We start from the raw sequence: 16,259 nt of genomic DNA, 5'->3' as shown, positions 1-16,259 counted from the left end.
ACGCCGATGAACGCCTTGCCTCCGTCCGCCGACTTCGCGCCGTTCGACGTAGTGACGAAAGCGCCGGCCATCTGCCTCGAAAGGCTCGGCAAGACCTTCGACCCTGCCGTCGGTCCCGTGCTGGAGGACGTCTCGCTGACCATCGGGCAGGGCGACATCTACGGCATCATCGGCCGCTCCGGCGCCGGCAAGTCGACGTTGGTGCGCTGCATCAACAATCTGGAGCGCCCGACCAGCGGTCGGGTGCTCGTCGCCGAGCGGGATATCACCGCGCTGTCCGGCGCCGATCTCCGCTCGGCGCGGCGCGATATCGGCATGATCTTCCAGCATTTCAATCTGCTGTCGTCGCGCACGGTGGCGGGCAACGTCGCGCTGCCGCTGGAGGTGATAGGCCTGTCGCGCGCCGAGATCGACAGGCGCATTCCCTCGCTGCTCGACCTGGTCGGCCTTGCCGACAAGGCGAAAAGCTATCCGTCGGAACTCTCTGGCGGCCAGAAGCAGCGCGTCGGTATCGCCCGGGCACTTGCCACCGATCCTTCGGTGCTTCTCTGCGACGAGGCGACGTCGGCGCTCGATCCCGAGACTACCGAGCAGATCCTTTCGCTGCTGAAAGACATCAACCGACGCCTCGGCCTGACCATCGTCCTGATCACCCACGAAATGCAGGTGGTTCGCGACATCGCCAGCCACGTCGCCGTTCTCGAACGCGGACGATTGGTGGAGGAGGGGGCGACCTTCGACGTCCTGGCCTTTCCGAAGTCGCAGGTGGCCCGGTCGTTCCTGTCCGGCCTCGTCGCCCACGAGCTGCCGCCACCCGTCGAGCGCCGGCTGCGAAGCGAAGCGGGACCGGACACCGATCCGGTGCTGCGCATCGTGTTCTCGGGCGACAATGCCCACCAGCCGATCATCGCCGACCTCGTCCACCGCTTCCCGGTCGAGCCGAACATCCTGTTCGGCCGCATCGACTATGTCGGCGACCGGCCGCTCGGTGTCCTGACGCTGGCACTTGCCAATGGCGAGGCGCATCTGCCGGCCATCGTCGCCCATCTCGTCTCTCTCGGTCTCTTTGCGGAGGTCCTCGGCCATGTTGTTCGGTTTGCTTAGTCCGGCACTTGCCAATCTGCTCCTGGAATCGCTGACGCAGACGGCCGTGATGGTGTCGGTATCGGCGGTTCTGGCGTTGGTGCTGGGCCTGCCGCTCGGCGTGCTGCTAGTGGTGACGACACCGGGCCACATCTTCACCCGGCCGCTCCTCAACAAGGTGGTCGGCACCTTCGTCAACCTGATCCGGTCGACGCCTTTCATCATCATGATGGTGGCGATCATCCCGCTGACGCGGCTTCTGGTTGGCACGTCGGTCGGCACCTCGGCGGCCATCGTGCCGCTCACAGTGGCCATCACGCCGCTCTTCGCCCGCCTGGCCGAAACGGCAATGCGCGAGGTCGATCGCGGCCTGATCGAGGCGGCGGAAGCGATCGGCGCCACGCCGTTCCAGATCATCGTCAAGGTGATCATTCCCGAGGCGCTGCCGGGCATCGTCGCTGGCGTCACGGTGACGCTGGTCAGCCTCGTCGGCTATTCCACCATGGCCGGCACGGTGGGCGGCGGCGGCCTCGGTGATCTCGGCATCCGCTACGGCTACCAGCGTTTCATGCCGGAAGTGATGCTGATCGTCGTCGTCATCCTGGTGGTTCTGGTTCAACTGATCCAGTTCGCCGGCGATCGTGCCGCCTTCGCGGTCAACCATCGTCTGGCGCGACGGCGTCGGGTCTCGTGACTCTGAAAGCACTGGTCCAGACGGACGGATGCCCCCGGGGTGGTCATGCCTGCCCGGGGGCGTTCATGCAGGTCAGAGCCCGGCCAGCGCCTGATCGATGTCGGCGATGATGTCGGCCGGGTTCTCGATGCCGATCGAGAGGCGGACGAAGGACGGCGTCACGCCGGCGGCCAGCTTCTCCTCCGGCGACAGCTGACCGTGGGTGGTCGAATAGGGATGGATGGCCAGCGTGCGGGCGTCGCCGATGTTGGCGAGGTGGTAGATGAGCTTCAGCCGGTCGATGAAGGCAAGCGCCGCATCCTCGCCGCCCATGGGCTCGAAGCCGACCAGTGCGCCATAGCCGCCCTTGAGATAGGTGTCGGCACGTCGGCGATCCTCGCCGGCCTGAAGGCTCGGATAGACGGTGCGCTCGACCTTCGGGTGCTTCGACAGGAACTCGGCCACCTTGGCGGCATTGCTGAAATGGCGTTCGAGGCGTAGCGGCAGCGTTTCGAGGCCCTGGATCAGCTGGAAGGCGTTCTGCGGCGACAGCGCGGGGCCGAGGTCGCGGACGATGGCGGCGCGGGCGCGGACGATGAAGGCGATCGGCCCGCCGAGCGCATTGGCGAGATCGACGTAGGAGCGGTTGTCGTAGGCCGGGTCGGGGCTGTTGATCAGCGGCTGGCGCTCGGGGAAATCGGCCCAGGGGAAGCCGCCGTCGACGATGGCGCCGCCGATGGTCGTGCCGTGACCGCCGATGTACTTGGTCGCCGAATAGACGACGATGGCCGCGCCGTGATCGAGCGGCCGGGCGGCCAGCGGCGAGGCGGTGTTGTCGATGATGAGCGGGACGCCGAGCGGCCTGCCGATGTCGGCCACCTCGCGGATCGGGAACACGGTCAGCCGGGGATTGGGCAGTGTCTCGCCGAAGTAGAGGCGCGTGCGATCATCGGTCGCCCGGCGGAAGTTCTCGGGGTCGTCGCTGTCGACGAAGCGCGCCTCGACGCCGAACTGCTTCAGACGCTCGCGGAAGAAGTTGACCGTGCCGCCGTAGAGCCCGCGCGAGGCAACGATGTTGTCTCCGGCCTTGACCAGCGACAGCACCGCGACGGCGGTGGCCGCCTGCCCGGAGGCGACGCCCAGCGCCGCGACGCCGCCGTCGAGCTCGGCAAGGCGTTGCTCGAAGGCATCGACGGTCGGATTGGCGACGCGCGAGTAGGTGTAGGCGATCTCCTCGAAAGCGGAGATTCGCTTGGCCTTGGCCGTGCTTTCGAAGGCGATGGACGTCGTCTGGTAGATCGGCACGGCGACGGCCGATGTCGCCGGGTCGGTGCGGAAGGTTCCGCCATGCAGCACCAGCGTATCGCTGGCGAGCGGTGGCTTGATCTGTGTCGGGGCATTCATGCTTGCGTCTCCTTTGACGGTGAGCGCCGGCCGATGAGGACGAGACCGGCGGCGAGGAGGGCGACCGACAGCCAGAAGGCGGCCGGCGAATAGCGGGTGATGTCGAGAAGGTGCGTTTGCGCGCACAGCGCCTCGGCCAGCGAGCAAATGTCGGTCTTTCGGGCGAGGCAGGGCAGGGCGTTGGCGATCGGCAGGCTGCCGGCATCGATCTGGCGGCTGTAGACGATCCACCACCAGGCGGTCGTCACAAGGCCGGCGATCACGCCGGTGCCGGTGAGCACGGCGGGGAGGCGGCTAGACATTCTGCACTCCGAGTTCATGCAGGATTTCGCGGCGCAGACGCACGAAGTCCGGGTCGTCGCGATGGCGCGGGTAGTCCGTCGCGATGTTGAACTCGGCGAGGATGCGGGCCGGCCGGTCGGACAGCACGACCACGCGGTTGGCGAGCAGCAACGCCTCTTCGACGTCGTGCGTGACCAGGAGCGCCGTGAAGCCGGTCGTCTGCCAGAGCTTCAGGAGTTCGTTCTGCAGGGATAGGCGTGTCAGCGAGTCGAGTTTGCCGAAGGGCTCGTCGAGCAGCAGCAGGCCGGGGTCGTTGACCAGCGCCCGGGCCAGCGCCACGCGCTGGGCCATGCCGCCGGAGAGCTGGCGCGGGTAGGCGTCTGCGAATTCTTCGAGGCGGACAAGAGACAGCGCCTCGTCGATGCGATGGGCCTTCTGCGGCAACAGCCGGCGCGCTTCGAGGCCGGTGGCGATGTTCTTGCGAACGGTGCGCCATGGAAACAGCGTCGGGTCCTGAAAAACCAGGAGGCGTGACGGATCGGGCGCGCCGATCTGGTTTCCATCCTCCAGGAGCGTGCCGCGCCGAGGCGCTTCGAGGCCGGCGGCGAGGCGCAGCAATGTCGACTTGCCGCAGCCGGACGGGCCGAGCAGGGCGACGAACTCGCCCGGCGCTACCGACAGGCTGATGTCGTCGAGCACGTCGAAGCGGGTGCCGGCGATGTCGTAATGGTGGGAGACGGAGCGGATGTCGAGCGACAGGGCGCGCGTTACGCCATCGGTTGCAGCGAGGGCGGACATCAGATCAGCCCCCTTTCCTGCCAGACGAGCAGCCGGTTGCGCGCCACGAACAGCAGCTTGACGATGCCCGAGCAGAGGACCGCCATGATGACGATGGTGGCGTAGACGTTGGCATAGGCCGAGTAGGCGCTCTGGAAGGCGATGTACCAGCCGAGGCCGTATTTGGCGCCCAGCATCTCGGCGACGACCAGCACGGCGAAGGAGTAGTAGAGGCCCATGAACAGGCCGACGAAGACGTGGTTGAGGGAGGCGGGAACGGCGACCTTCAGCACCAGAAAGCGCTCGCCGGCGCCGAGCGTTCGCGCCACGTCGTAGTAAGCGCGGTTGACTTGCGAGACGCCCGCCGCCGTCTGGATGGCGACGGGGATGCCGCAGGACAGCGCCACGAGAAAGATCGAGGCGTGAAACGTGGTGGGAAAGAAGAAGAAGGTGGCCGGGATCCAGGCCGTCGCCGGCACCGGGCCGATCAGCTTCAGAACCGGCATGCCCCAGTAGTTGAAGCGGGCCGACCAGCCGAGCGCCACGCCGATGACGAAGCCGAGGCTGATGCCGGAAAAGAAGCCGAGGCCCCAGAGGCGCAGCGAATAGCCGATGCAGACGAGAAGGCGCGACCAGTCGGCGACATAGACCTGCAACAGGCCATGCGGCGGCGAGAAGAAGGGCTTCGGCAGCCAGCCGGTCTTGGCGGTGGCGTACTCCCAGAGAAGAAACCAGACGCCGAGAGCGATAAGCCAAGGTCCCCAGAAGGCGATGCGGTCGCCGGTGCTGCCGAGGCGGTGAAGGGTCAATGCCAGCGCCAGCAGCAGCACGCCGCCGATGGCGATGATCGCCGCGAACAGCCCGGCACTGCCCCAGGGTATGACGTCGGGCAACCCCCAGGTGACTGCAGCGGTGAGCAGCCAGAATACGGACGCCACCAAGCCCTGGTACCAGATGGGAAAGGACGTCGCCGAAGCCGCTGTCACGCGGCCATCGGCGGTTTGAGCCAGATCGCTCACGGCATGTCTCCTGGAAAGATGAAGGGGCGGCCGGGCCGCTGCCGTCATGCGAGAATGTTGATCGTCACTCGCTCGGCCAGATCCTTCGGGTCGGTGGCCGGATCGAGCACGTTGACGAACTTCAGATCCTCGGCGCCGCGCCGAACCTGATCGATGAGTTCCGGGCCGACCGGATGGTTGTGCGTCACCAGATGGCCGATGATCTCGGTGAGGCTCTGGAGATCGAGCCCGGCCGGCTTGAGATTTTCGAGATACCAGGCGGCCACTTCGTCCGGATGGGAGGCGGTGTACTCGTGCAGCTCGATGTTGCCTTCGGCGAGCCGACGGATGGCGTCCTTGTTCTCGCTGAGGAACGGTCCGTTGGCGCCGAGCACGCAGCAGACGCGGCCGTCGAAATAGCCGGTCTGGCTGTCGGCGATCAGGTTGAAGCCGTGCTGTTTCTGGATCGAATAGGCCCAGGGGTCGAGATGGGCGACGGCATCGGCCTCGCCCTTCACCACTGCCTCTCCAACCAGTTCGAACGGCACGACCTTCCAGGTGATGTCGTTCTGGACGTCGACGCCCGCCTTGGCGAGCGCCACCTGGAACTGCAGGTGCGGCGAGGTACCGAGACCGGCGACCGAGATGGTCTTGCCCTTGACGTCGGCGAGCGTCTTGATACCCGACGCCTCCGGTGCCAGGAGACGCAGGCAGCCGCCGTGCGAGCCGACGAACAGCTTGACGTCGAAGCCCTGTTCGAGCGGCTTCAGCCAATCGCCGACCAGACCTGCGCCGGCGTCGGCCTTGCCGGTGGCAAGCGCCTGGATCAGCGTCTGGCCGCTGGCGCCCTGATAGAACAGTTCGACGTCGACGTTGTGCTTGGCATAGATGCCCTTGGCGACGCCGAAGCCGAGCGGAGAGTGGCAGGCCGCCACTTCCGTCCAGGCGAGGCGGATCTTGGTCGGTGGCGCGGCGATGGCCGGCGTGAACAGACGGCTGCCGGCGGTTGCGCCGAGAGCGACGGCGCCGGCGCCGAGCGCCGTCCGTTTCAGGATGTCACGCCGCGACAGTCGGGCCTCGGGTGAGATCTTTATGTCTGAAGAATTCGCCATGCCCCATGCTCCGGTTTGCGGCCGCATCACGCTTCGGCCCATCAACCAGAAGGATAATCCCGGGTCGGCGATTGTCCATATAGTCTATAAAAATACTATTCTAATTGCGTCGTCCCGATCGAGAGGCTGTGCTGCGAAACCCGCCGATTGAAAAAACGGATCGCGTTTTGCCGAAACCGCGCTTCCCTCGTCGAAACCCGTCCCAAGTCCCGGAGACGCTGATGGTCTGGTCTGGCGACGGTATCGGGTCGTCACGTTTTCCTGACCGATATGGCGTTCGCCGGGCATTTCGCGCCGTCCCGTCATTCAGCGATCCCGATCCTCCGATCGACTCGTGCATCCGCTCCGCAAAGCTGCGTAGAAGCCCTTGTTTCGGAAGAGGGGGGCGGCTATTGGAGGAGCCGGCAGAGAATTCCAGGGGACTGCGATCCATGGTCGATTTTCCGGCGTTGCGCACCAAGATGGTCGACGGTCAGGTCAGGCCGAACGACGTCACCGATCTCCGTATCATCGATGCGATGGGCGAGGTGGCGCGCGAGAACTTCGCGCCCGACGACCAGAAGCCGCTTGCCTACCTCGATCGGGACCTGCCTCTGGGTGCGGGGCGCGCTCCGCGCGTGCTGATCCAGCCGATGGTGCTGGCGCGCATGCTCCAGTACGCGGCTATCAAGCCGACCGACAAGGTGCTGGAGGTCGGCAGCGCGTCGGGCTACGGCGCTGCGGTGATGGCCCGACTCGCGGGATCCGTCGTGGCGCTGGAGCAGGATGGGGATCTGGCGACCATCGCCCGCCGGCAGCTCTCGGGTCTTGCCAATGTGGCGGTTGTCGAGGCGTCGCTGACCAAGGGCGTGCGGGATGCGGCGCCCTTCGACGTCATCATCTTCAATGGTGCCGTGGTCACTTTCCCCGATGCCATTGCCGATCAACTGGCCAAGGGTGGCCGGATGCTCCTCGTCGAGGAGGGGGGCAGCGCCCCCTGGGCCAAGCTCTATACCAGGGATGATGCCGGCATTTCCGGCCGTGCGTTGTTCAATGCTTCGATCCCGGTGCTGCCGGGCTTTGAGGCGGTCGAGACGTTCGCCTTCTAGTTCCGCCTTGTAACGGTACGTTTCACACGACTGTACCTCTCCGCCGGCCAGCGTAAAGCGGGCCGGCTGGTCTTGTGGCGCCGATGTGATTTCTGTGCATCGATTTGACTGAATTTGCCGCCTCGTTGCCGGCCGCGCTTCCGTTCGTACGCTCATCGGTTATATTCCGTCGCCGACGATTAACGTTTTGTTAGCGAATGTGGCGGTTGGGCGGCTTCCTCGCGCAGGCGTGAGAAGACCTGGCATCGATCGCAGGCTATATCGCTTCGGTCGGCGATAAAGGTGAGGTGTGTCGTGGCGTTCCGTCCCTCTTTGTACATGTCGGCCGCCGTCGGCCTCTTTCTCGCCCTGTCCGGCGCCGTGTCGGCGGAAACGTTGCAAGAGGCCATGTCCGCGGCCTACGCCAACAATCCCTCTCTCAACGCCGCGCGCGCCGGGATGCGTGCCATGGATGAGAACGTGCCGCAGGCGCTTTCCGGCTACCGGCCGACGATCAACGGCCAGATCTCGACCGGGCTGACCGCCACCGATACGCGGTTTCGCATCAAGGGCAGCTCGAACTGGGCCAGCACCTACACCGACACCGGAGCCATTCAGGGCCAGATTCAGATCGTCCAGCCCCTCTACATGGGCGGGCGCATCGACAATGGCGTCAAGCGGGCGGAATCGGCGGTGAAAGCATCGCGCGAGCAACTCAGGACCGCCGAGCAGTCGACCCTGCTCGAGACCGCCGCCGCCTACATGAACGTCATTCTGTCCGGACAGGTGCTCGAGCTGCGTCAGTCCAACGTCGCCTTCCTTCAGGAGCAGGTGCGGGCCGCCAACGACCGATTCTCAGTGGGCGAGGGGACGCGGACCGACGTGTCGCAGGCCCAGGCGGCACTGGCCGCGGCGACCTCCTCCGTCAGCGCGGCGCAGGCCGATCTTCTCACCGCTCGGGCCAGCTACATCCAGGTGGTCGGCCATGAGCCCAAGGGGCTGCGCTCGCCCGGACCGATCACCAAGCTGCTGCCGGCCAAGCTGGCGGTTGCCGTCGATGCGTCGCGCACCGAGCATCCGTCGATCCGTCAGGCGATCTACAATGCCGATACCGCGTCCTACAACGTCGAGATTCAGGAGGGCGCGCTGCTGCCGAGCTTCGTCCTGCAGGGAACGGTAAGCAGCGCCTTTGCCGGGAGTTCCGTACCCGGCGGGAGCAGCACGCCGGAGCGGGCGCGCACGCTTGAAGGATCGGTCGCCGCCGTCCTGTCTATCCCCATCTATCAGGGTGGTGGCGAGTATGCGACCGTCCGCCAAGCCAAGGAAGAGCTTGGTCAGGCCAAGCTGCAGGTCGATGCCGCCCGCATGTCGGTCGATGCGTCCCTTGCCCAGGCGTGGAGCGCGCTTGAGTCGGCGAAGGCGCAGATCGTTGCGGCCGAGGCGTCGGTAACGGCAAGCCGGCTAGCGCTTGAAGGCGTGGTCGAGGAGCAGAAAGTCGGCCAGCGGACGACCCTCGATGTCCTGAACGCTCAGAGCACGCTGATCGACGCCCGTCTGTCGGAAGTCGGCGCCGAGACCCAACTCGTGGTGGCGAGCTATCGCGTCCTAGCTGCCATGGGGCGCCTGGATCGGGAACGACTCGGCCTCAAGGTCACGGCCTATAAGCCGGAGCGCCATTACGAGCAGGTCCGAGACAAGTGGATCGGCCTGCGTACGCCGGACGGCCGCTGACCCTTGAATGGCCGGGCGCCGGGGATAACCGCCCCATTTCCGGCGCAAACCGTGTTCAGCTGCGTTAACTAATCTATACTTCGGAGGTCGAATCAGGCTTGCTGCCGGTATTCATCCGGTTGACCGCCGCGTTGTTTGGCGTTTCGACGCCGCCGTCGGGAACGGAGGCAGGTCGATTGTCAGAAGTGCCGGGCGGAAAAAGGCATTGATCGATCGTGTAACATGTGGTGGGGCGACCCACTCGGAGTAGACCAATGGCCAAGGCAGCTGCGTCCGCCGAACCTTCAATGGAAGAGATCCTGGCTTCCATCAGGCGGATCATTGCCGACGAGCCCGATGGCAAGGAGGCTGCGGCACCCAAGCCGGCCCCGGCCAAGGCGGTCGCTCCGAAACCGGAGGTCGAAACTATGGCCAAGCCGGCGGTCGAGGACGAGCACATTTCCGAGGAGGATCTCGACAAGCTGTTTGCCCAGTCGGGTGACGACGAGGACGAACCGGAAATGGATGTCGACGACGCCGACGACGGGGACGAGCCTGAAGTGCTCGATCTCGCCGATGTCGCCATGGTCGACGAGACGGAGCCGCTGGATCTGGTGGAAGGGCTGAAGGACGACGAAGCCGAGGTCGCCTTCGCCGAGCCTGAGCCGGAACCCCCGCGCCGGCCCGAGCCTCCGAAGGCCGAGGCGCCGCGCGCCAATGCGTTTCTGGATCAGGAAGCCGAAGAGCGGCTTGTTTCCGCGGCCGCCGGTGCTTCCGTGCAATCCGCCTTCGGTCAGCTGAGCCACACGGTGCTTGCAGCCAACGCACGCACGCTCGACGATCTGGTCAAGGACATGCTGCGGCCGATGCTGCGGGCCTGGCTCGATGAAAACCTCCCGGTGATCGTCGAGCGGCTGGTGCGGGCCGAGATCGAGCGCGTCTCGCGGGGGCGCTGAGGCCGTGAGGGCCATCCTTCTTCAGGGGCTCGCCGCATTTTTCGAGATTGCCGGTTGTTTTGCCTTCTGGGCATGGTTGCGTTTGGGCAGGTCCGTGCTGTGGACGCTGCCCGGCGTCGTGTCGCTGATCCTGTTCGCGCTCGTGCTGACGCGCATCGACAGCGCAGCGGCCGGCCGGGCCTATGCCGCCTATGGCGGCGTCTACATCGCTGCCTCGTTGATTTGGCTATGGACGGTGGAGCGGCAGGCGCCCGACCGCTGGGACCTCATGGGCGCAGCGGTTTGTCTGGTTGGCGCGGCGATCATTCTGCTCGGGCCACGGGCGGCGGCCGGTTGAGAGGTCCTTGTTCAGGCTGTCAGGCTATCAGGCTGTCAGGCCGCGACGCCGGCCGAATAGGTCATCGCGGCACTGTTGGCGATGCTGGCGTAGAGGTTGCTCACGGCCTGAGACAAGCCGCCCTTGCTGCCGCTGCCGAAGTTGTAGGGCATGTTCGCCTGTGACGTATCCGACGCGGATTGGCCTTGGCCGCCGGTCGTCGTCACGCTGGTCGAGCCATCCGAGTAGCTGACCGTGATGGTGCTGCTGCCGTCCGGATTGTCGAGATAGGTCGTGCTGACGACTTCCTTGCTTTCGCTCGCGCCGGAGGCGCTGCCGGACGACGAGGCATCGCCTGACGCCGAGGTGCCGGCATTGGTCGAAGTGGTCGCATCGGTCGATGCCGCAGCCTCAGCGCTGGAGGAGCTCTCTTCCGACGGTGGCGGAGGCGGCGGTGGCGGCGCCATCGCAGCACTCGACTCTCCCGAAGTCGCGGACGCAACGTCGGTCGCGGACGCCGTTGCCGACGTGTCCGAAGGAGGCGGCGGAGGCGGTGGCATCATCGATCCATCGCTCTCGCCCATCTGCTCCTGGAGCGATAGCAGCGCCGACTGCAAGTCGTCGCCGAGCGAGGAAAAGGAGCTGGTCGACGAGACAGTTCCGGTCGTCGAGCTGTTGTCCTGACTGCCGGACGATGCTGGTGGCGCAAAAGCGGTTGGTGCCGAGCTTGTCTTGCTGCTGGACGATCCGAGAAGGGCGGCAAGGCTGCTGGCGTTGCTGGTCAAGGCGGAAAGGGACGACATCTGCTGCCTCCGGGAAAAACTCCCTCTGCAGCTTTAGACGGGCCTCACACCGAAACCAGGCGCCGAAATCTCAGAAAAATACGGTTAATGATTTCCTGCTCACGGCGGGTTCTTCTCGATGTCCTTCAAGAGCCAGTCCCTGAACGCCCTGATCTTCGGCTGGCTGCGCCGGTTTTCCGGGTAGACCAGCCAATAGGCGGAACCATCGCTGCAGATGAGATCGAACGGCATGATCAAACGGCCACTGGCCAGTTCCTCGCGATAGAAGTTCGGCGTCAGGATGGCGACGCCGTGACCGGCAATGGCCGAGCTCGCTTCCAGCGCCTGCGATCCGAACAGGTTTCGCGGCCGTCCCTCAAGGTCGGCGTCGGGTACGCCGGCGGCTTCGAACCAGCGCCGCCACCAGGGGTCGCTGGGATCGATGAGCTTGCACTTCAGAAGGTCTCGTGGGCTGTCGAGTGGCTTGACCCATTCAAGCAGGGATGGGCTGAGCATCGGCGCAAAGTCGAGGTTCATGATGTGGTGAGCGACGAGGCCCGGCCATTCGCCCTTGCCGCCTATGCCGGCGCGAATGGCCACGTCACCCGGATCGCGGTTGAAATCCATCACGGTGGTGTCGGTGATGAGCCGCACCGCGATATGCGGGTCGCCGAGCTGGAAATTGCCGATACGCCGGGCGAGCCAGTGGGCGGCGAACGTCGGCGTGGTGTTGATGACGAGCAACTCATCGGCCGCCGTTCGGGCCGCCGACATCGCTTCGCCAAGAAGCGTGAAGGCTTCGCTCACCTTGGGCTTCAAACGCTCCCCGGCTTCGGTCAACTCGATGCGACGCGACAGTCGGCGAAATAGCAGTTCGCCCAGCACGCCTTCCAGGAGCTTCACCTGATAGCTCACCGCCGTTTGCGTCATGCCGAGCTCCTCGCCAGCGCGCGTGAAGCTCATCAGGCGCGACACGGCCTCGAACACCCGTAGCGCATTGAGCGGGATCTGTCGGCTCAGCTTCATGGATAAGTTCTCTTTATGGGTCGAGACAAACGTTCGATTGGAAACATTCGGCTTTTGGGCAGAGATTGCTTCTACCGCATCAATGGATCAAGGGATATGACAATGACTTGCCTGGATCCGCCCATGATCCGGCGCGGCAGCTGGCGCGCCTCCATTCTCTCGATCTTGCCCCTCCTGGCCGGCTTGGGTTTCTCTCTTCGTCGGTGGCGGACGGGGAAGATCGAGGATCTCAACGAGCATATGCTGCGGGACATCGGCTTTACCGGCGGTCGTGCCACGGAGGCCGGCATGCGGGAAAGGGCGGAGCGTCGGTGCGAGTTCGATCGGTTTTGACGGCTGAAAGGCCGCTTCTTGTTGATTTTCGGGGGCGTAGCAGCTAACCGTCGCTCACCCGAAGACGACAGGAAAAAGACGTCGGATCATGCTGGAAAAGACATTCGAAGCGGCGGACGTCGAGCCGCGCATCGCCAAGGCTTGGGACAATGCGAAGGCGTTTGCCGCAGGCGCCGGCAAGCAGCCGGGCAAGGACACGTTCACCATCGTCATTCCGCCGCCGAACGTCACCGGCTCGCTGCACATGGGCCACGCGCTCAACAACACGCTGCAGGACATTCTGGTGCGCCTGCAGCGCATGCGCGGCCTCGACGTGCTCTGGCAGCCCGGACTCGATCATGCCGGAATCGCTACGCAGATGGTGGTGGAGCGCCAGTTGGCCGAAAGGCAGCTGCATCGCCGTCAGATCGGCCGCGAGGAGTTCGTCAAGCGCGTCTGGGAGTGGAAGGCCGAGTCGGGCGGTACCATCGTCGGCCAGTTGAAGCGCCTCGGCGCCTCCTGCGACTGGTCGCGCGAACGCTTCACCATGGACGCCGGCCTGTCCAAGGCGGTGCTGAAGGTCTTCGTCCAGCTCTACCGCGAAGGGCTGATCTACAAGGACAAGCGTCTCGTCAACTGGGACCCGAAGCTGCTCACCGCCATCTCCGACCTTGAGGTCGTGCAGACGGAGCTGAAGGGCAATCTCTGGCACTTCCGCTACCCTCTGGCTGATGGCGTCACCTACCAGCATCCCATCGCCTTCGACGAAGCCGGCAAGCCGACCGAATTCGAGACGCGCGACTACATCGTCGTCGCCACCACCCGTCCCGAGACCATGCTGGGCGATACGGCCGTCGCCGTCCATCCTACCGACGAGCGCTACAAGGCGATCGTCGGCAAGAAGGTGCTGCTGCCGCTGGTCGGCCGCCTGATTCCGATCGTCGCCGACGAGTATTCCGACCCGACCAAGGGCACCGGCGCGGTGAAGATCACTCCGGCGCACGACTTCAACGACTTCGAGGTGGGCAAGCGCCATGGCTTGACGCCGATCAGCGTCCTCGACGTCGAGGCGGCGGTGGTCCTCAAGGACAACGCCGAGTTCCTTGAGGGGGTGACGCCGTCGGACGAGCTCGCCCAGACCATCGAGAGCTTGCACGGCAGAGATCGCTTCGAGGCGCGCAAGCTGGTGGTCGCTGCCTTCGAGGCGGCCGGCCTTCTGGACAAGATCGAGCCGCACGTCCATCAGGTGCCGCATGGCGACCGCGGCGGCGTGCCGATCGAGCCCTTCCTGACCGACCAGTGGTACGTCAACGCCAAGGTTCTGGCCGAACCGGCGCTCGCCTCCGTCAAGGAAGGCCGCACCAACTTCGTGCCGAAGAACTGGGAGAAGACCTATTACGACTGGATGGAAAACATCCAGCCCTGGTGCATCTCGCGCCAGCTCTGGTGGGGTCATCAGATCCCGGCCTGGTACGGACCGGACGGCAAGGTGTTCGTCGCCGAGAGCGAGGCCGCCGCGGCCGAGGAAGCCAAGGCGCACTACGGCGAGGCGGTCGGGCTGAAGCGCGACGAGGACGTGCTCGACACCTGGTTCTCGTCGGCCCTCTGGCCCTTCTCGACGCTCGGCTGGCCGGACGAGACGCCGGAGCTCGCCCGCTACTATCCGACCAACGTGCTGATCACCGGCTTCGACATCATCTTCTTCTGGGTCGCCCGGATGATGATGATGGGCAAGCACTTCATGGGCACCGAGCCCTTCAAGGACGTCTACATCCACGCGCTCGTCCGCGACGAGAAGGGCGCCAAGATGTCGAAGTCCAAGGGCAACGTCATCGATCCGCTCAACCTGATCGACGAGTTCGGCGCCGACGCCCTGCGCTTCACGCTGGCCGCCATGGCCGCGCAGGGGCGCGACATCAAGCTCGCCACCAGCCGTGTCGGCGGCTATCGCAACTTCGCGACCAAGCTTTGGAATGCCGTCCGCTTCTCCGAAATGAACGGCTGCGTCCGCGTTGCCGGCTTCGATCCGGACAGGGCGAGCGAGACGCTCAACCGTTGGATCGTCACCGAGGTGCGCAAGACGCAGGCCGAAGTGTCCGAAGCGCTCGACGCCTATCGCTTCAACGACGCGGCCGGCGCCATCTATCGCTTCGTCTGGAATTCGTTCTGCGACTGGTATCTCGAGTTCACCAAGCCGGTGCTGACGGGCGACGACGGATCGGCCAAGGACGAGACGCGCGCCAGCTGCGCCTGGGTGATCGACGAGATCCTGAAGGTGCTGCACCCGTTCATGCCCTTCATCACCGAGGAGTTGTGGGCCAAGACCGGCGAGGCCGGCCCGGCGCGCGACAACCTCCTGGTGCTGACGTCTTGGCCGGAAGGCAGCCGCGAGACGACCGACGCCGCCGACGAGATCAACTGGCTGATCGACGTCATCACCGAGATCCGCTCCGTGCGCGCCGAGATGAACGTCGCGCCGGCGACGCTGCTGCCGCTGGTGCTGGTTGGCGCGTCGGACAAGGTGAAGGGCTGGCTCGCCACCCACACGCCGGCCATCCTGCGCCTTGCCCGCGTGTCGGATGTGTCGACTGCCGAAGTGGCGCCGGGTCAGTCGGCCCAGATCGTCACCGCCGACGGCGTCATCGCCCTGCCGCTGTCCGGCGTGGTCGATCTCGACGGCGAGCGTACTCGCCTCGGCAAGGAGGAGAGCAAGCTCATCGGCGAGATCGAACGCATCGACAAGAAGCTCGGCAATGCCGCCTTCGTCGCCAAGGCTCCGGAAGAGGTGGTCGAGGAGGAGAAGGCCAAGCGCGACGGCTATGCGGAGCGGCTCGTCAAGGTGCGCGAAGCGCTGGCGCGACTGGCCTGAGGGTCGTCATACCCGGTTTGATTGGGGCCTCGCGGTTTTTTGCCGCGGGGCTCTTTTGATTCCAGCGCACGTCCGGGGCGGGGTGTTGGAGCGCGGTTCGAAATCCGATAAGTTTAGCAGGAGCCCACGGAAGCCTCCCATGCGTATCGCTATCCTCTCCGACATACACGGCAACGCCGACGCGCTCGTGGCGGTGCTCGACGATCTCGCCGGCCGCTCGGTGGACGCCACGCTTTGCCTCGGCGACCACTTGTCGGGGCCGCTGGAAGCGCGGCGGACGGCCGACATGCTGATGGCTTCGCCGGTTTCCTGCATTGCCGGCAACCATGATCGGGCGCTCGTCAGCACGCCCAGGTCCGAGATGGGGCCGTCGGATGGCCATGCCTATGACCAGCTTTCGGGCGCGCATATCGCCTGGCTGAAGGGATTGCCCGCCTCGCTGTCCGTCGGACCGGTCATCGCCTGGCATGGAACGCCCGCCTCGGACGTCGAATACTGGCTGGAGACGGTGGAGGGTGGCCGGATGCGACTCGCAGATCGCGATACGGTCGAAGCCCGGGCGCGCGTGTCGACGGCCGCGATCGGCCCGTCCAGTCTGCTTCTTTGCGGGCACACGCATATGCCGCGCGTCATTCGGCTGAAGTCCGGCGCGACGGTGGTCAATCCCGGCAGCGTCGGCCTGCAGGGCTATACCGATGACGCGCCGGTACACATCATGCAAGTCGGTGCACCTGAGGCCCGCTACGCCATAGCGGAGAAGCGGGCCATCGGCTGGGCTGTGGTACACCACGCCGTGCCCTATGACACCGCCAACGTCGTTCGTCTTGCACGCGAGGCCGGCCGGCCCGAATGGGCGTCGGCACTCGAAAGCGGTTGGATCGCCTGAGTCTTG

At 65.4% G+C, this 16,259-nt stretch carries 16 protein-coding genes; 9 read left to right on the top strand and 7 right to left on the bottom strand.

The features are described 5' to 3' along the window. Positions 1–6: 6 nt before the first annotated feature. Together QQZ18_RS09945 and QQZ18_RS09940 are read left to right on the top strand one after the other, a co-directional pair. The gene (locus QQZ18_RS09945) at positions 7–1,104 is read left to right on the top strand and encodes a methionine ABC transporter ATP-binding protein (protein WP_284540601.1); all 1,098 of its coding nucleotides are present in this window, start codon (positions 7–9) and stop codon (positions 1,102–1,104) included. Continuing rightward, positions 1,085–1,777, top strand: coding sequence for a methionine ABC transporter permease (locus tag QQZ18_RS09940; protein WP_284540599.1), 693 nt, complete (start codon positions 1,085–1,087; stop codon positions 1,775–1,777). Before QQZ18_RS09945 ends, QQZ18_RS09940 begins: the two co-directional genes overlap by 20 nt. A gap of 72 nt (positions 1,778–1,849) precedes the next feature. Here QQZ18_RS09940 and QQZ18_RS09935 read toward each other — a convergent pair whose 3' ends face one another. From QQZ18_RS09935 to QQZ18_RS09915, 5 genes are read right to left on the bottom strand one after another with little or no spacing between them, the layout of a single operon-like run. Beyond that, positions 1,850–3,160: an O-acetylhomoserine aminocarboxypropyltransferase/cysteine synthase family protein gene (locus QQZ18_RS09935; RefSeq protein ID WP_284540597.1), complete on the bottom strand. Its 1,311-nt coding sequence runs from the start codon at positions 3,158–3,160 to the stop codon at positions 1,850–1,852. After that, complete coding sequence (locus tag QQZ18_RS09930; protein WP_284540595.1) at positions 3,157–3,462, bottom strand: hypothetical protein; 306 nt, start codon at positions 3,460–3,462, stop codon at positions 3,157–3,159. The genes QQZ18_RS09935 and QQZ18_RS09930 overlap by 4 nt, the downstream gene beginning before the upstream one ends. Continuing rightward, positions 3,455–4,240 carry an ABC transporter ATP-binding protein gene (locus QQZ18_RS09925; RefSeq protein WP_284540592.1) on the bottom strand — a complete coding sequence of 262 codons (786 nt, stop codon included), beginning with the start codon at positions 4,238–4,240 and terminating at the stop codon, positions 3,455–3,457. Before QQZ18_RS09925 ends, QQZ18_RS09930 begins: the two co-directional genes overlap by 8 nt. Next, positions 4,240–5,238, bottom strand: coding sequence for an ABC transporter permease (locus QQZ18_RS09920; protein WP_284540591.1), 999 nt, complete (start codon positions 5,236–5,238; stop codon positions 4,240–4,242). Before QQZ18_RS09920 ends, QQZ18_RS09925 begins: the two co-directional genes overlap by 1 nt. A 44-nt stretch (positions 5,239–5,282) precedes the next feature. Then, positions 5,283–6,329, bottom strand: coding sequence for an ABC transporter substrate-binding protein (locus tag QQZ18_RS09915; protein WP_284540588.1), 1,047 nt, complete (start codon positions 6,327–6,329; stop codon positions 5,283–5,285). A 431-nt stretch (positions 6,330–6,760) separates the two neighbouring features. On the opposite strand from QQZ18_RS09915, the gene QQZ18_RS09910 reads away from it, so the two are divergent. From QQZ18_RS09910 to QQZ18_RS09895, 4 genes are all read left to right on the top strand, one after another. Then, positions 6,761–7,417 carry a protein-L-isoaspartate O-methyltransferase family protein gene (locus tag QQZ18_RS09910; protein WP_284540586.1) on the top strand — a complete coding sequence of 219 codons (657 nt, stop codon included), beginning with the start codon at positions 6,761–6,763 and terminating at the stop codon, positions 7,415–7,417. Positions 7,418–7,711: 294 nt separating this feature from the next. Beyond that, positions 7,712–9,127 carry a TolC family outer membrane protein gene (locus tag QQZ18_RS09905; RefSeq protein ID WP_284540584.1) on the top strand — a complete coding sequence of 472 codons (1,416 nt, stop codon included), beginning with the start codon at positions 7,712–7,714 and terminating at the stop codon, positions 9,125–9,127. A gap of 254 nt (positions 9,128–9,381) precedes the next feature. Further along, positions 9,382–10,062, top strand: coding sequence for a PopZ family protein (locus tag QQZ18_RS09900; RefSeq protein ID WP_284540582.1), 681 nt, complete (start codon positions 9,382–9,384; stop codon positions 10,060–10,062). 4 nt (positions 10,063–10,066) lie between these two features. Next, the gene (locus tag QQZ18_RS09895) at positions 10,067–10,399 is read left to right on the top strand and encodes a YnfA family protein (RefSeq protein ID WP_284540580.1); all 333 of its coding nucleotides are present in this window, start codon (positions 10,067–10,069) and stop codon (positions 10,397–10,399) included. A 35-nt stretch (positions 10,400–10,434) separates the two neighbouring features. Here QQZ18_RS09895 and QQZ18_RS09890 read toward each other — a convergent pair whose 3' ends face one another. Together QQZ18_RS09890 and QQZ18_RS09885 are read right to left on the bottom strand one after the other, a co-directional pair. Continuing rightward, positions 10,435–11,181, bottom strand: a complete 747-nt coding sequence (locus QQZ18_RS09890; protein ID WP_284540578.1) for a hypothetical protein — start codon at positions 11,179–11,181, stop codon at positions 10,435–10,437. A gap of 99 nt (positions 11,182–11,280) precedes the next feature. Continuing rightward, positions 11,281–12,186, bottom strand: a complete 906-nt coding sequence (locus QQZ18_RS09885; protein ID WP_284540576.1) for a LysR substrate-binding domain-containing protein — start codon at positions 12,184–12,186, stop codon at positions 11,281–11,283. Positions 12,187–12,288: 102 nt separating this feature from the next. Between QQZ18_RS09885 and QQZ18_RS09880 the strand changes: the two genes are divergently transcribed. The 3 genes from QQZ18_RS09880 (at position 12,289) to QQZ18_RS09870 (ending at position 16,253) form a co-directional block, all read left to right on the top strand. Continuing rightward, positions 12,289–12,519, top strand: a complete 231-nt coding sequence (locus QQZ18_RS09880; RefSeq protein WP_284540574.1) for a hypothetical protein — start codon at positions 12,289–12,291, stop codon at positions 12,517–12,519. 88 nt (positions 12,520–12,607) lie between these two features. After that, complete coding sequence (locus QQZ18_RS09875; RefSeq protein ID WP_284540572.1) at positions 12,608–15,367, top strand: valine--tRNA ligase; 2,760 nt, start codon at positions 12,608–12,610, stop codon at positions 15,365–15,367. Between the two features lie 139 nt (positions 15,368–15,506). Then, entirely contained in the window at positions 15,507–16,253 is a 747-nt protein-coding gene (locus QQZ18_RS09870; protein WP_284540570.1) for a metallophosphoesterase family protein, read from the top strand. Positions 16,254–16,259 lie beyond the last annotated feature (6 nt).

Origin of the sequence: Pleomorphomonas sp. T1.2MG-36 (genome assembly GCF_950100655.1) — a bacterium.
Classification (GTDB): Bacteria; Pseudomonadota; Alphaproteobacteria; order Rhizobiales; family Pleomorphomonadaceae; genus Pleomorphomonas.
This window is presented reverse-complemented; position numbering and strand designations above follow the sequence as displayed.

What these genes read in the sequence shown, in the direction of transcription:
- QQZ18_RS09880 (WP_284540574.1), top strand. Translation starts at nt 12,289, where the DNA reads ATGACTTGCCTGGATCCGCCCATGATCCGGCGCGGCAGCTGGCGCGCC.
- QQZ18_RS09930 (WP_284540595.1), bottom strand. Translation starts at nt 3,462, where the DNA reads ATGTCTAGCCGCCTCCCCGCCGTGCTCACCGGCACCGGCGTGATCGCC.
- QQZ18_RS09885 (WP_284540576.1), bottom strand. Translation starts at nt 12,186, where the DNA reads ATGAAGCTGAGCCGACAGATCCCGCTCAATGCGCTACGGGTGTTCGAG.
- QQZ18_RS09910 (WP_284540586.1), top strand. Translation starts at nt 6,761, where the DNA reads ATGGTCGATTTTCCGGCGTTGCGCACCAAGATGGTCGACGGTCAGGTC.
- QQZ18_RS09900 (WP_284540582.1), top strand. Translation starts at nt 9,382, where the DNA reads ATGGCCAAGGCAGCTGCGTCCGCCGAACCTTCAATGGAAGAGATCCTG.
- QQZ18_RS09875 (WP_284540572.1), top strand. Translation starts at nt 12,608, where the DNA reads ATGCTGGAAAAGACATTCGAAGCGGCGGACGTCGAGCCGCGCATCGCC.
- QQZ18_RS09890 (WP_284540578.1), bottom strand. Translation starts at nt 11,181, where the DNA reads ATGTCGTCCCTTTCCGCCTTGACCAGCAACGCCAGCAGCCTTGCCGCC.
- QQZ18_RS09915 (WP_284540588.1), bottom strand. Translation starts at nt 6,329, where the DNA reads ATGGCGAATTCTTCAGACATAAAGATCTCACCCGAGGCCCGACTGTCG.
- QQZ18_RS09940 (WP_284540599.1), top strand. Translation starts at nt 1,085, where the DNA reads ATGTTGTTCGGTTTGCTTAGTCCGGCACTTGCCAATCTGCTCCTGGAA.
- QQZ18_RS09935 (WP_284540597.1), bottom strand. Translation starts at nt 3,160, where the DNA reads ATGAATGCCCCGACACAGATCAAGCCACCGCTCGCCAGCGATACGCTG.
- QQZ18_RS09870 (WP_284540570.1), top strand. Translation starts at nt 15,507, where the DNA reads ATGCGTATCGCTATCCTCTCCGACATACACGGCAACGCCGACGCGCTC.
- QQZ18_RS09925 (WP_284540592.1), bottom strand. Translation starts at nt 4,240, where the DNA reads ATGTCCGCCCTCGCTGCAACCGATGGCGTAACGCGCGCCCTGTCGCTC.
- QQZ18_RS09945 (WP_284540601.1), top strand. Translation starts at nt 7, where the DNA reads ATGAACGCCTTGCCTCCGTCCGCCGACTTCGCGCCGTTCGACGTAGTG.